Below are 12,981 nucleotides of genomic sequence, written 5' to 3'. Positions count from 1 at the left end.
TTTTTAACCACCCCCCCCCCGGGTGGCGGCCCCGGGCAACACCCCCGCCCCGCCCCCTAATGCAGCCCCCCGCTCCCCCGCGGCCGGGCCCCGCGCCCCTGCAGGGGCGCGGGACCGTCGCATGGGCCGAACGCCGGGCAGGGGAAAAGGAGTTCGAGGGGGTCGTACGGGTGTTCCGCGCCGGGTTTGTTCGGTTTTTCGCCGGGCACTCGAACAGCAGCGGAAGCAGAAGGAAGATGATGAGTCGTGGAGTCCATGGACACCAGTGAGAAGCCCGTCGTCCGTCAGTACGAGACCGGCTGGTCGAAGGCACGCCGTCTGCGCGGAAAGGCCGCGCTGCGGACCTGCCTCCCCGCCGTGGGAGACCGGGGAACCCCCGGGACGATGCGCTCCGGGCCGGAGTGGAACATCGTCCGGGGCGAGGACTGATTCCACCTGACGCCCCTCCGCGGCGCGGCGCGGTGACGATCCCGGTAACTCCGCGCATCGGCAACCAAAAGAAGTGATGTTCACATCCGCCGGTTCACGACTAAGGTGAACCGAATGAAGGCTCTCGTGCTGTCCGGCGGCGCAGGAACAAGACTGAGGCCGATCACGCACACGTCGGCCAAGCAACTCGTGCCCGTGGCCAACAAGCCCGTGCTGTTCTACGGGTTGGAGTCGATCGCCGAGGCCGGCATCACCGACGTGGGCATGATCGTCGGGGAGACGGCCGCGGAGATCGAGGAGGCGGTCGGAGACGGGTCGAAGTTCGGCCTCGACGTCACCTACATCCCCCAGGAACGACCCCTCGGGCTGGCCCACGCCGTACTGATCGCCCGGGACTACCTCGGTGACGACGACTTCGTGATGTACCTCGGCGACAACTTCGTCGTCGGCGGCATCACCGGCCTCGTCGAGGAGTTCCGCGGCAACCGGCCCGACGCCCAGATCCTGCTCACCCGCGTCGCCGACCCACGCGCCTTCGGAGTCGCCGAGCTCGACCCGTCCGGCCAGGTCGTCGGCCTGGAGGAGAAGCCCGACCAGCCCAAGAGCGATCTCGCCCTGGTCGGCGTCTACCTGTTCACGCCCCTCATCCACGAGGCGGTCCGCGCCATCGAACCCTCCTGGCGCGGCGAACTGGAGATCACCCACGCCATCCAGCACCTGATCGACACCCGCGCCGACGTGCGCTCCACGGTCATCAAGGGCTACTGGAAGGACACCGGCAACGTCGGCGACATGCTCGAGGTGAACCGCACGGTCCTCGAAGCCGTGGAGCGCCGCATCGACGGCGACATCGACGACGCCTCGGAGACCATCGGGCGCGTCGTCCTCGAGGAGGGCGCACGGATCGTGGGCTCGCGTGTCGTCGGGCCGGTCGTCATCGGCTCGGGCACCGTCGTCAGCAACTCCTACATCGGTCCCTTCACCTCCGTCGCCGAGAACTGCCGTATCACCGACAGTGAGCTGGAGTTCTCGATCGTGCTGCGGGACTCCTCGATCCAGGGCGTCGGCCGGATCGAGTCCTCGCTGATCGGCCGGCACGTCGAGGTGACCCCCGCCCCCAGCGTCCCCAGCGCCCACCGCCTCGTCCTCGGAGACCACAGCAAGGTGCAGATCACTTCATGAACCTCCTCGTCACCGGCGCCGCCGGGTTCATCGGCTCCCGCTACGTCCGCGCCCTGCTCGCCTCGGACGCGCCCGACGCGCCGCGCATCACCGTGCTGGACAAGCTCACCTACGCCGGCACCCTCGACAACCTCGAACTGACCCACCCACGGCTGGAGTTCGTGCAGGGCGACATCTGCGACGCCGAACTGGTCGACAAGCTGACGGCCGACGCTGACCAGGTCGTGCACTTCGCCGCCGAGTCCCATGTCGACCGCTCGATCAGCGGCGCCGCCGACTTCGTCCGCACCAACGTCCTCGGCACCCAGACCCTGCTGGACGCCGCCCTGCGCCACGACGTGGGCCCCTTCGTGCACGTCTCCACCGACGAGGTCTACGGCTCCATCGAGTCCGGCTCCTGGCCGGAGGACCACCCGCTCCAGCCCAACTCGCCGTACTCGGCCTCGAAGGCCTCCTCCGACCTGCTCGCGCTCGCCTACCACCGCACCCACGGCCTGGACGTGCGCGTCACGCGCTGCTCCAACAACTACGGCCCGCACCAGTTCCCCGAGAAGGTCATCCCGCTGTTCGTCACCAACCTCCTCGACGGTCACACGGTGCCGCTGTACGGCGAGGGCCGCAACGTCCGCGACTGGCTGCACGTGGACGACCACTGCCAGGGAGTCGACCTGGCCCGCACGAAGGGCCGGCCCGGCGAGGTCTACAACATCGGCGGCGGCACCGAACTCACCAACAAGGAACTCACCGGCCTCCTGCTGGACGCGTGCGGGGCGGACTGGGACCGGGTGGAACACGTCGAGGACCGCAAGGGCCACGACCTGCGCTACTCCGTCGACTGCACCAAGGCCCGCGACGAACTCGGCTACCGCCCCCGCCACGACTTCACCACCGGCCTCGCCGAGACCGTCGCCTGGTACCGCGACAACCGCGCCTGGTGGGAACCCCTGAAGCAGCGCGTCGCCCAGGAGCGGGCATGAGGTGGCTGGTCACCGGTGCGGGCGGGATGCTCGGCCGTGACGTCGTCGAGGAACTGACGAACCGCGGCGAGAACGTCGTCGGCCTCGACCGCGCCGCCCTGGACATCACGGACCCCGCGGCCGTCGACGCCGCCGTACGGCAGCACCGCCCCGACCTCGTCGTGAACTGCGCCGCCTACACGGCCGTCGACGACGCCGAGACCGACGAGGCCCGCGCCCTGGAGGTCAACGGCGACGGCCCGCGCCTGCTGGCCCGCTCCTGCGCCGCGCACTCCGCCCGGCTCATCCACGTCTCCACGGACTACGTCTTCTCCGGCGAGGCCCGCACCACCCCCTACCCGGAGGACCACCCGACCGGCCCGCGCACCGCCTACGGCCGCACCAAGCTGGCCGGCGAGCAGGCCGTCCTGGAGGAACTGCCCGGCGGGAGCGCGATCGTGCGCACGGCGTGGCTGTACGGCGTCCACGGCGCCAACTTCGTCCGGACCATGATCGGACTCGAGGCCCGCCGGGACACCCTCGACGTCGTCGACGACCAGCGCGGGCAGCCCACCTGGAGCGCGGACGTCGCCGAGCGGATCGCCGGCCTCGGGCCCCGGCTCGGCCCCGACGCGCACGGTGTCTTCCACGCGACCAACTCCGGCGAGGCCACCTGGCACGACCTCGCCCGCGAGGTGTTCTCCCTCATCGGCGCCGACCCGGACCGGGTGCGCCCCACCAGCAGCGCGGCCTTCCCCCGGCCGGCGCCCCGCCCGGCGTACAGCGCCCTCGCGCACCGGCGGTGGCAGGAGATCGGCCTGCCCCTGCCGCGCGACTGGCGCTCCGCCCTGCACGAAGCACTGCCCCGCATCCGCAAGGAAGGTCTTCCTCGTGAAACGCCATGAGTTCCTCCGGGAACTGCACAAGGTCAGCGCCAATCGCAACTACCTGGAGATCGGCGTCAACGACGGGCGCAGCCTGACGCTGTCGCGCGTCCCCAGCATCGCGATCGACCCCGCCTTCAAGGTGGTCTCGGAGCTGCGGTGCGACGTCCACCTGGTGAAGGCCACCAGCGACGACTTCTTCGCGCGTGAGAACCCGCTCCAGCACCTCAAGGGCGGCCGCCACCCGCTGCGCAACCTGCGCCGCGGCCGCAGCCCGATCGGCTACTGGCGCCGCACGACGCTGGACCTGTCGTTCATCGACGGCATGCACCTGTTCGAGTTCGCGCTGCGCGACTTCATGAACGTGGAGAAGTACTCGGACTGGGGCAGCGTGATCGTCCTCGACGACATGCTGCCGCGCAGCGTGGACGAGGCGGCCCGGGACCGGCACACCAACGCCTGGACCGGCGACGTCTTCAAGATCACCGAGGTGCTGGCGCGCTACCGCCCCGACCTGGTCACCGTGCAGGTGGACACCGCACCCACCGGCCAGCTGGTCGTCTTCGGCGCAGACCCGAACAACAGGGTCCTGCACGACAAGTACGACGAGATCATGGCCGAGTACAAGATCCCCGACCCGCAGAAGGTTCCCGAGGCGATCCTGGAACGGGCCGGTGCGGTCCGCCCCGAGGCCCTCCTGGAAGCGGGCTTCTGGCGGCCCCTCGCCCAGGCCCGCAACCGCGGCCTGCCTCGCTCCGTCGGCTGGGAGCCCTTGCGCAAGGCCCTCCAGCAGGTCGGCGTCAGCCGCTGAGACGACGGCGCCGGCCACCGCCCGGGCGGTGGCCGGCGCCGACGGCCTTCCCCGCCCGGCGGGACACCGGCCGGGACGCGGGAATCACCGCCCTGGACGCGCGCGACACAGGCCCGGACGCTGTATGCGTCCGGGCCTGCGATGCGTCCGGTCCCGCGGTGTGCCGGTGCTCCGGCTGCCTCAGCCGTCGGCCGGGGTACTCGGCCCGCCCCGCAGTTGCGCGTAGTACGCCCGGCAGGCCTCGTACGACGGCAGCAGCCCCCGCCGCTCCGCCTCGGCCAGCGTGGGTGCCTGCTCGTCCTTGGGGGACAGGAGCGGGGTGATGCCCTCGGGCCACTCGATGCCCAGGGCCGGGTCGAGCGGGTGGATGCCGTGTTCGCGGCCCGGGGCGTAACCCTCCGAGCACAGGTAGACCACCGTCGCGTCGTCCGTGAGGGCCATGAAGGCGTGCCCGAGGCCCTCCGCGAGGAACACCGCGTGGCGCGTGTCGTCGTCGAGCCGCACGGCCTCCCACTTCCCGTAGGTGGGGGAGCCCACGCGGATGTCGATCACCACGTCCAGGACGGCACCGCGCACACACGTGACGTACTTCGCCTGGCTGGGCGGCACGTCGGCGAAGTGCACGCCCCGCAGCACACCCCGCCGCGAGACCGAGCAGTTCGCCTGGGCCAGGGACAGGTCGTACCCCGTCGCCTCACGGAACTCCGCACCGCGGTACCACTCGTGGAAACTGCCCCGGTCGTCCGGGAAGATCTTGGGTTCCAGGACCCAGGCGCCCGCTATCTCCAGGGGTCGCATGCTGTCACCGCCCTCCGGTCTTGATGCGGGCATTCACCTTCCGGCGCGCGGCGCCGAGCACGCGTCGCGCGCGCCGGGCCAACCGCAGCGCGACACCGGGCCCCGCCGCCGGCGTCACCAGCACGCTCCCGCCGCCGGCCCGCAGCGCGAACGGCAGGCCGGCGAAGCGAGCCCCCTCGGCGGCGGGGTTCAGGCACACGGCCACCCGCCAGACGTCGCCCGAGAGGTCCTCGGCGGGCAGGTCCGCCGCCAGCACCGAGCCCGGCCGGTCCGCGTCGGGGGAGAGGGTGCCGGACGTCTCCAGGATCCGGCTGGAGGAGACGAACCTCAGCCGGACCTTCCTGTCGCCCGTGACGTACACCGGAAGCACGACACCGAACCGCTCGCCGGAGACGGTGACGTCCCCCAACTGCACACGGTTCAGCCCGAGCCGCTTGCCGCGCGCGCCGAGCTCCAGGGAGAGGTTGCCGTGCGGTTCGGTCCAGTACGGCAGCACCGGGAGGTCGCCGACGACTCCGGCGGGGGGCGTGGGCCGGTCCTCGCGCGGCGCCGGGCCCAGCCGGCACTCCTTGGTCCAGCCGCCCGACTTCACCCGGACGAGCGCGTCCCAGACGCCCTCGCGGGGCAGGTCCGCCGGGTCGACGGTGGCGGTCGCCCGCAGCACCAGCCGGACCTCCTCGCCGTTCCCGGCCGGCACCGTCTCGCGGGTGAACTCCACCGGCTGGAAGTACTGCGCGGCGCTGGAGCGCTCCCGCAGCAGCAGATCGGCCGTGGCCTGCCCGAACCGCGCGGCGGTCTCCGAGGCCACCCAGCGCACCGCTTCGGTGACGTCCTTCGGCACGTCGGTCAGCGGCGTGGCCCCGGCGCCGGCGGGGAACAGCATCGGAGCGCCGCCGGAGAGGTACTCGGCCGTGAAGCCGATACGGAGCGAGCCGTCGCGCCACTCGATGTCCCCGGGGGCCGCCGCGGGGGCGACGCCCGCTTCCCACTCCGCGAAGGCCACCACGTCGTCGTAGCGGTCGGCCGCCGTCAGCGCGGCGATGACCTGCTGCGTCGGCTGCAGTCCGGCCGCGACCCCCGGACCGAAGCGCTCGACCACGACCTCGTGGATCTCCCCGAACAGCTCCCTGCGGTAGTCGTCCGGCAGGTTCAGCAGGCGCCGGGACCGCAGCCGCTCCACCATCTCCACGCGCAGCCAGCGCCGGAACAGCCGGTCGCGCACCGGACCGGGCTCCGTGTACCGCTCGACGACGTCGAGGGCCTCGCGCAGGTTCGTGAAGTAGCCGACGGGGTCGAAGCGTTCGAAGCCGGCGTTGGAGCCGTCGTCCCGGCGGATGTGGTAGTAGCAGACGTAGTCGCTGAGCACCGAGACGTTCTCCGCGCGCAGATACGCCTCGGCGATGAAGACGTGGTCCTCCAGGCGCCTGCGGCCCTCGGGAAAGCGCAGGCCGATGCGGTCCAGGAAGGCCCGGCGGACCATCTTGTGCGGGGTGAGACTGTCGATGAGCGGGGCGTTCGCGACGGTGGCACGGGGGTGGTTGCGACGGAACAGCTCCACCGGCACCGCGCGTTTCCTGCCGGCCATCTTGCCCACGACGACGTCGGCGCCGTTGGCCACGCCGTAGTCGTACATCCGCTCCAGGGCCTCCTCGCCGAGGTAGTCGTCGTTGTCGACGAACATCACGAACTCGCCCCGGGAGGCCTCGATGCCGACGTTGCGGGGCTTGCCCGACCAGCCGGAGTTCTCCTGGTGGATGACCTTCATCCGGGGGTCCTCGGCGGCGAGCGCGTCGAGCCGGGCCGGGGTCTCGTCGGTCGAGCCGTCGTCGACGAAGATCACCTCGAACTCGTCGGGAGGCAGCGACTGCCGCTGCAGCGAGGAGATGCAGTCCTCGATGTAGATCCCCGGGTTGTACACGGGGACGATGACGCTGACCTTGACCGGCATCGGGTTTCCGGGCCCCTTCGGGTCGCTTGCCGTAGACGTCCTGTTGTACTGCGTGTCGCCCGATGCTAACCCGCCCGGCGAGGTCGCCTCACCTTCCGAGACCTCGCCGTGATCGTCTTCGCCCGCAGGGCAACTGAACTGCGCTGTCTGTCTGTTCGCGGTCAAGCGTGCTGCGGGCCGGAGCGGCCCGCAGCACCTAGGCTGAGGACGTGCGCCTGCTTCTCATGTCAGACACCCACCTGCCCGCACGGGCCAGGGAACTGCCCGCCCCCCTGCTCGCCGAACTCCCGCAGGCCGATGCCGTGTTCCACGCCGGGGACTGGGTCGACACCGGCACCCTCGATCTGCTGGAGGCGCGCTGCCGCAGGCTCGTCGCGGTGTACGGCAACAACGACGGGCCGGATCTGCGCGCCCGGCTGCCCGAGGTGGCGTACGCGGAGCTGGGCGGGGTGCGCTTCGGCGTGATCCACGAGACGGGCGCCAAGCAGGGCCGGGAACAGCGGTGCGCCGCCCGTTTCCCCGATCTGGACGTGCTGGTCTTCGGCCACAGCCACATCCCCTGGGACACCACGGCCCCCACCGGCCTGCGCCTGCTGAACCCGGGCTCTCCGACGGACCGCCGCCGTCAGCCCCACTGCACCTACATGACCGCCACGGTCGCCGGCGGGCGGCTCGCGGACGTGGAACTGCACCGGCTGCCGCCCCGCACACCGCGCTGAACGGCCCCACCGGGCCCGTGGCATGATCGCCGCATGGGTCAGGACGAGGGATACCTCCTGGACAACCGGCAGGCCGAGGCCGGCACCCGCTTCGACGCGCTGTCGGCTCTCTTCGACGCCTCGACGTTCCGGCACTTCGAGACGGCCGGGATCGCCGAAGGCTGGCGGTGCTGGGAGGTCGGGGCCGGCGGGCCGAGTGTCGCCGCGTGGCTGCGCGGGCGTGTCGGGCCCTCCGGGCGGGTGCTCGCCACCGACATCGACGTGTCCTGGACCGGGACGGACGCCACCGCCGGGGTCGAGGTGCTCAGGCACGACGTCGGCCGCGACGCGCCTCCGTCCGGCCCCTTCGACCTGGTGCACGCCCGTCTCGTCCTGGTCCACGTCCCCGAGCGCGAAGCCGCGCTGCGCTCGATGGTGCAGGCCCTGCGGCCCGGGGGAGTGCTGCTGGTCGAGGACGCCGACCCCGCGCTGCAGCCGCTGATCTGCCCCGACGAGCACGGCCCCGAGCAGCAGCGGGCCAACCGGCTCCGCACCGGCTTCCGGGAACTGCTGCGGCAACGCGGCGCCGACCTCTCCTACGGGCGCGGACTGCCCCGGCTGCTGCGCGAGGCGGGCCTCGTGGACGTCGAGGCCGACGCCTACTTCCCGATCACCTCGCCCGCCTGCGACGTCCTGGAGGCGGCCACCGTCCGGCAGGTCAGGGACCGGCTCGTCGCCGCGGGGCTCGCCACGGACGAGGAGATCGACGGGCATCTCGCCGCCGTGGAGGCGGGACGCCTGGACCTCGCCACCTCGCCGATGATCTCGGCCTGGGGCCGCAGACCGGCAGACGACGGCCCGCGGCCACTCACCTAGAGCCGGCCCTCTTCCGGGAAGCCGGTGCTGTCGAAACCGGGCTCCAGCTCGACACAGGTGGCGTTCAGGAAGAAGGCCACCATCTGGTACTGCCCCACCAGCATGACGATCTCGATCAGTTCGGCGTCACCGAAATGCCCGGCCAGAGCCTCCCAGGTCGCGTCGGACATCCTGGCATCGCCGTGCAGCTCGTCCGCCGCGCGGAGCAGGTGCCTCTGGAGGTCCGCCCAGCCGTGCGCCTCCGGCCCTTCGGCGATGCGGTCGATCTCCGCGTCCGTGACGCCCGCGGCCCTGGCCAGGGGGAGGTGCCGCCCCCACTCGTACCGGGCACCGGTGTTCCATGCCGTGCGCAGGATCAGTAACTCACGCACGTCCCCCGGCAGTCGGCCCGCGGCGAGCAACTGCCCACCGAAGGGCAGGAACTGCTCGTAGAGATCGGGATGGCGCACGAGCGTGGTGAAGATGTTCGGGATCCCGCCCCCGGGGTCGTGGGGAGCGGCGGCCAGCAGTTCCCGCGTCCGCGGGTCCCACTGTTCTTCGGGGAGCGGCTTCAGCCGCGGACGGTTCGGCCGTGCGGCTTCGTGGCGCTGTGACATGGCTGCCTCCGGTCTGCGAGGGACTCACCCCAGGAGACCGGAGACAGGCCGGGCGGGGAAGTACCGTGAGCTGTCAGCCCGTCGGGTCGAGAACGATCTTGCGCACACCGTCGGAGCGGCCGGCGAACAGTTCGTACGCCGCCGGTCCTTCGGAGAGTGCGAAGCGGTGCGAGACCACGACCTCGGGCTTGATCCGTCCGGCACGGGTGAGGGCCATCAGGGCAGGGAGTTCGTAGTGCACCGAGCACAGCCCGATGGCGAACTCCAGTTCCTTGACCTGCGCCAGGTACATGTGGAACGGGAACGCCTTGTTCTGGCTGACCCCGATCACACTGACCCGGCCCGCCTGCCGTACGGCCTTGCAGGCGAGCTGGATGGTGGCGTCGGAACCCACCGCCTCCACCACCGCGTCCGGCCCGCGACCGGCGGTCATGTCGCGGATGGCCGACCGCACGTCGTCACCCTCGACCGGCTCGACGCCCAGACCCGCGGCGAAGGCGCGGCGCTCGGCGACCAGGTCCACACCCAGCACCCGGGCCGCGCCCATCGCGAAGGCGGACTGCGCGGCCATCAGGCCGACCGGGCCGAGGCCGATGACCAGGACGGTCTCACCGGGCTGGATGCGGGCACGACGGCAGCCGTACCAGGCGGTGGGGGCGTTGTCCGTCAGGACGACGGCCGCCTCGTCGGAGATGTCCTCCGGCAGGCGCACCAGATTGACGTCGGCGCAGGGCACGGCCAGGGCCTCGGCCTGGCTGCCCTGGAGCTTCGGGCCGACTCCGTAGCAGAGCTCCGTGGCCGACGTGGCGCGCTCGCACCGGGCGGTGAGCCCGGCCGCGCACTGCCCGCACCGCGCACAGCCGACGGAGGCGGGCACCAGAACCCGGTCGCCGGGCTTGAAGCGGGTGACCTGGCCGCCGGTGTCGACGACCACGCCCACGCACTCGTGTCCTGGCGTGTAGCCCGGTTCGGGGCTGAACGCGTTGCCGCCGTAGATGTGCAGGTCGCTGCCGCAGATGCCGGCCGCGGTCACCCGCACCACCGCGTCGGCGGGGCTGGTGACGGCCGGGTCGGGGACGTCCCCGTAGCGGATGTCGTGACGCCCGTGGTAGGTCAGCGCCCTCATCGGATCTCTCCCTCCCTCGGCCCGGTCAGTCCGCGATCTTCAGCACCAGCTTGCCGCGGTTGTCACCACGGAACAGGCGCATCAGGGTCTCGGGGAACTCCGCGACCGAACCGGAGACCACGTCCTCCAGGGACTTCAGCCGGCCCTCCGCACGCCACGCGGCCATCTGCGCGATGCCCTCCGCGTACCGGTCGGCGTAGTCGAAGACCACGATGCCCGTCATGGAGGCGCGGTTGACCAGCAGCGACAGGTAGTTGGCGGGGCCCTGCGGCTCGGTGCTGTTGTACTGGGAGATCGCGCCGCAGACCACGACACGGGCACCGCGCGCCAGCCGCAGCAGGACGGCGTCCAGCACATCGCCGCCGACGTTGTCGAAGTACACGTCGACGCCGTCGGGGGCGTGCTCGCGCAGCGCCTTGCGGACGTCCTCGCTCCGGTAGTCGATCGCGGCGTCGAACCCGAACTCGTCCACCACCATCCGGCACTTGGCCTCGCCGCCGGCGATGCCGATGACCCGGCATCCGAGGATCTTGGCGATCTGCCCGACGACGCTGCCGACGGCCCCGGCCGCTCCGGAGACCACGACGGTCTGGCCCGGCTCGGGACGCCCGACCTCGATCAGGCCGAAGTAGGCCGTCAGGCCCGACATCCCGAGCGTGCCGAGATAGGTCGGCAGGGGAGCGGCCGCGGGGTCGACCTTGGTCACGCCGCGCCCGTCCGACACGCAGTACTCCTGCACGCCGAACGTGCCCGACACATGGTCGCCGACCGCGAACCCGGAGTGCCGGGAGGCGACCACCCGGCCCACCGCACCGGCGCGCATCACCTCGCCGATCTCCACCGGCCGGATGTAGGACCTGCCGGCGTTCATCCAGCCGCGCATCGCCGGGTCGATGGACAGGCAGAGCACCTGGACCAGGAACTCCCCTTCACCCGGCTGCCCCGCCGGCTCCTCGACGTGCTCCCAGTCGGTGGGGCGCGGCTCGCCCACGGGCCGTGCGGCCAGGCGTATCCGGCGGTTGATCGTGCTCATCTACGGGGCCTCTCCTCAGATGCATACCGCCCAGTCGGTACGGCCGTGAGCGTACGGGCGCCCGCTGTCCGAGGCAAGAGCCGGAGTGCCACGACTCACGGCTCATGCGGTCGGCTCGCCCCGGGCGGCGAGCTACTCCTGTCCCGGTACCGCCATCTCCCCGAGGAGCGACCAGTCGTCCTGAGGGACGTTCGCGTTCACGATGCGCGGTGTCTCGGCCAGATGCGGAGGCAACGTCTGCTGCGCGGCCCTGAAGTGCGCGGACTGTACGTGCGCGGCTCCGGCCTCGTCGTCGCGGAAGGCCTCGACCAGGACGTACTCCGACGGCTCGTCCACGCTGCGCGACCAGTCGAACCACAGACATCCGGGCTCGGCGCGCGTCGCCCGGGTGAAATCGGCGGCGATCTCGGGCCAGCGGTCGGCGTGCTCGGGGCGGACGCGGAACTTGGCGGTGATGAAGATCATGGGATGTCCTCCGTCGGTGGGTGTCGGTGCGTTGTTGTGATCACTGTTTCAGGACGACCGGTGCGGATGCACCGCCCCCTCCGTCACGGTGAGCGGCGCTCCCGTGCCGCCCCAGCGCAGCGCCACGATCTCGGCGGCGACGGACACCGCAACCTCCTCGGGTGTACGGGCGCCCAGGTCGAGGCCGACCGGTGAGCGCAGCCGGGACAGCTCGCCTTCCGTGAGCCCTGCCTCGGCCAGCCGTGCGGCCCGGTCGGTGTGGGTGCGGCGGCTGCCCATCGCTCCGATGTAGGCGGCCGGGCGGCGCAGCGCCTCCGTCAGCAGCGGCACGTCGAACTTCGGGTCGTGTGTGAGAACGCAGATCACCGTGCGCTCGTCGGTGCCGGTCTCGCGCAGGTAGTGGTGCGGCCACTCGGCGACCACCTCGACGCCGTCGGGGAAGCGCCGGGGCGTGGCGAAGACGGGGCGGGCGTCGCAGACGGTGACCCGGTAGCCGAGGAAACCGCCGATGCGGGCCACGGCCGCTGCGTAGTCGATCGCGCCGAACACCAGCATCCGCGGCGGCGGCGCGAAGGACTGCAGGAACACGCTGACGGCGTCCTCGCGGCGCTGCCCCTGGGGCCCGTAGTGCCGCATGCCGGTCGCGCCGAGGGCGAGTTCGCCGCGGGCGTCGGCGGTCACGGCCGCGTCCAGGCCGCTCGTGCCGAGGGTGCCGAGCGTCCGGTCCGGCCACACGGTGAGGGCGGCCCCGCGCGGCGCCGGCCCGTCTGCCACGGTCGCCACCGTGACCGGCTCGCCCGCCGCGACCGAGTCCGCGACCGCGCCGAAGCCGGGATCGCGTTCGGGCGTGACGGCGCGCACGAGCAGCGTGATCTCGCCGCCGCAGGTCAGACCGACCGCGAAGGCGTCCTCGTCGCTGTAGCCGAAGGTCTCCAGCCGGGCCTCGCCGCCCGCGGCGACCTCCTGCGCGAGTTCGAACACCGCGCCCTCGACACAGCCCCCGGACACGCTGCCCACGACCTCCTCGTCCGGGCCCACCGCCATCGCCGCGCCCGGGTCGCGTGGCGCGCTGCGGCTGACCTCGACGACCGTGGCGAGGCCGAACGGGACCCCGGCCGCGTACCAGCGGCCGAGCACCGGGAGAACGTCACGCACGAGCCACTCCTGTCCGTCGGGCAC

At 71.9% G+C, this 12,981-nt stretch carries 14 protein-coding genes; 7 read left to right on the top strand and 7 right to left on the bottom strand.

Annotated elements, in window-relative coordinates:
- The first annotated feature begins 246 nt into the window (after window positions 1–246).
- The 5 genes from ACFCXS_RS38720 to ACFCXS_RS38700 all read left to right on the top strand — a co-directional run bounded on the left by ACFCXS_RS38720 (window position 247) and on the right by ACFCXS_RS38700 (window position 4,262).
- On the top strand, window positions 247–429 hold the full coding sequence (locus tag ACFCXS_RS38720; protein ID WP_376648035.1) for a hypothetical protein: 183 nt from the start codon (window positions 247–249) through the stop codon (window positions 427–429).
- 114 nt (window positions 430–543) lie between these two features.
- Complete coding sequence (locus ACFCXS_RS38715; protein ID WP_376648034.1) at window positions 544–1,611, top strand: glucose-1-phosphate thymidylyltransferase; 1,068 nt, start codon at window positions 544–546, stop codon at window positions 1,609–1,611.
- A complete protein-coding gene (gene rfbB, locus ACFCXS_RS38710) occupies window positions 1,608–2,588 on the top strand; it encodes a dTDP-glucose 4,6-dehydratase (protein ID WP_376648033.1) in 981 nt (326 codons plus the stop codon). Before ACFCXS_RS38715 ends, rfbB begins: the two co-directional genes overlap by 4 nt.
- Window positions 2,585–3,472, top strand: a complete 888-nt coding sequence (rfbD, locus tag ACFCXS_RS38705) for a dTDP-4-dehydrorhamnose reductase (protein ID WP_376648032.1) — start codon at window positions 2,585–2,587, stop codon at window positions 3,470–3,472. The genes rfbB and rfbD overlap by 4 nt, the downstream gene beginning before the upstream one ends.
- On the top strand, window positions 3,459–4,262 hold the full coding sequence (locus tag ACFCXS_RS38700) for a class I SAM-dependent methyltransferase (protein ID WP_376648031.1): 804 nt from the start codon (window positions 3,459–3,461) through the stop codon (window positions 4,260–4,262). Before rfbD ends, ACFCXS_RS38700 begins: the two co-directional genes overlap by 14 nt.
- A gap of 180 nt (window positions 4,263–4,442) precedes the next feature.
- On the opposite strand, the gene rfbC is transcribed toward ACFCXS_RS38700, so the two are convergent.
- Together rfbC and ACFCXS_RS38690 are read right to left on the bottom strand one after the other, a co-directional pair.
- On the bottom strand, window positions 4,443–5,060 hold the full coding sequence (gene rfbC / locus ACFCXS_RS38695) for a dTDP-4-dehydrorhamnose 3,5-epimerase (RefSeq protein WP_376648030.1): 618 nt from the start codon (window positions 5,058–5,060) through the stop codon (window positions 4,443–4,445).
- 4 nt (window positions 5,061–5,064) lie between these two features.
- Window positions 5,065–7,008, bottom strand: coding sequence for a glycosyltransferase family 2 protein (locus ACFCXS_RS38690; protein WP_376648029.1), 1,944 nt, complete (start codon window positions 7,006–7,008; stop codon window positions 5,065–5,067).
- A gap of 209 nt (window positions 7,009–7,217) precedes the next feature.
- Here ACFCXS_RS38690 and ACFCXS_RS38685 point away from each other — a divergent pair, with 209 nt between their 5' ends.
- Together ACFCXS_RS38685 and ACFCXS_RS38680 are read left to right on the top strand one after the other, a co-directional pair.
- A complete protein-coding gene (locus ACFCXS_RS38685) occupies window positions 7,218–7,727 on the top strand; it encodes a metallophosphoesterase family protein (protein ID WP_376648028.1) in 510 nt (169 codons plus the stop codon).
- A gap of 33 nt (window positions 7,728–7,760) precedes the next feature.
- Window positions 7,761–8,582 (top strand): methyltransferase domain-containing protein, encoded by an 822-nt coding sequence (locus ACFCXS_RS38680; protein WP_376648027.1) that lies wholly within the window; start codon window positions 7,761–7,763, stop codon window positions 8,580–8,582.
- On the opposite strand, the gene ACFCXS_RS38675 is transcribed toward ACFCXS_RS38680, so the two are convergent.
- The 5 genes from ACFCXS_RS38675 to ACFCXS_RS38655 all read right to left on the bottom strand — a co-directional run bounded on the left by ACFCXS_RS38675 (window position 8,579) and on the right by ACFCXS_RS38655 (window position 12,957).
- A complete protein-coding gene (locus ACFCXS_RS38675; RefSeq protein WP_376648026.1) occupies window positions 8,579–9,178 on the bottom strand; it encodes a carboxymuconolactone decarboxylase family protein in 600 nt (199 codons plus the stop codon). The genes ACFCXS_RS38680 and ACFCXS_RS38675 overlap by 4 nt on opposite strands.
- A gap of 73 nt (window positions 9,179–9,251) precedes the next feature.
- Window positions 9,252–10,304 (bottom strand): alcohol dehydrogenase catalytic domain-containing protein, encoded by a 1,053-nt coding sequence (locus ACFCXS_RS38670; protein ID WP_376648025.1) that lies wholly within the window; start codon window positions 10,302–10,304, stop codon window positions 9,252–9,254.
- 25 nt (window positions 10,305–10,329) lie between these two features.
- Window positions 10,330–11,337: an NADP-dependent oxidoreductase gene (locus ACFCXS_RS38665; protein WP_376648024.1), complete on the bottom strand. Its 1,008-nt coding sequence runs from the start codon at window positions 11,335–11,337 to the stop codon at window positions 10,330–10,332.
- 132 nt (window positions 11,338–11,469) lie between these two features.
- Entirely contained in the window at window positions 11,470–11,802 is a 333-nt protein-coding gene (locus tag ACFCXS_RS38660; protein WP_376648023.1) for a putative quinol monooxygenase, read from the bottom strand.
- Window positions 11,803–11,850: 48 nt separating this feature from the next.
- Window positions 11,851–12,957, bottom strand: a complete 1,107-nt coding sequence (locus ACFCXS_RS38655) for an XdhC family protein (protein ID WP_376648022.1) — start codon at window positions 12,955–12,957, stop codon at window positions 11,851–11,853.
- Window positions 12,958–12,981 lie beyond the last annotated feature (24 nt).

This window comes from Streptomyces sp. NPDC056373, assembly GCF_042262425.1.
Lineage (GTDB): Bacteria > Actinomycetota > Actinomycetes > Streptomycetales > Streptomycetaceae > Streptomyces.
The sequence above is the reverse complement of the archived record's forward strand: the minus strand, read 5'-3'. Positions and strand labels throughout refer to the sequence as shown.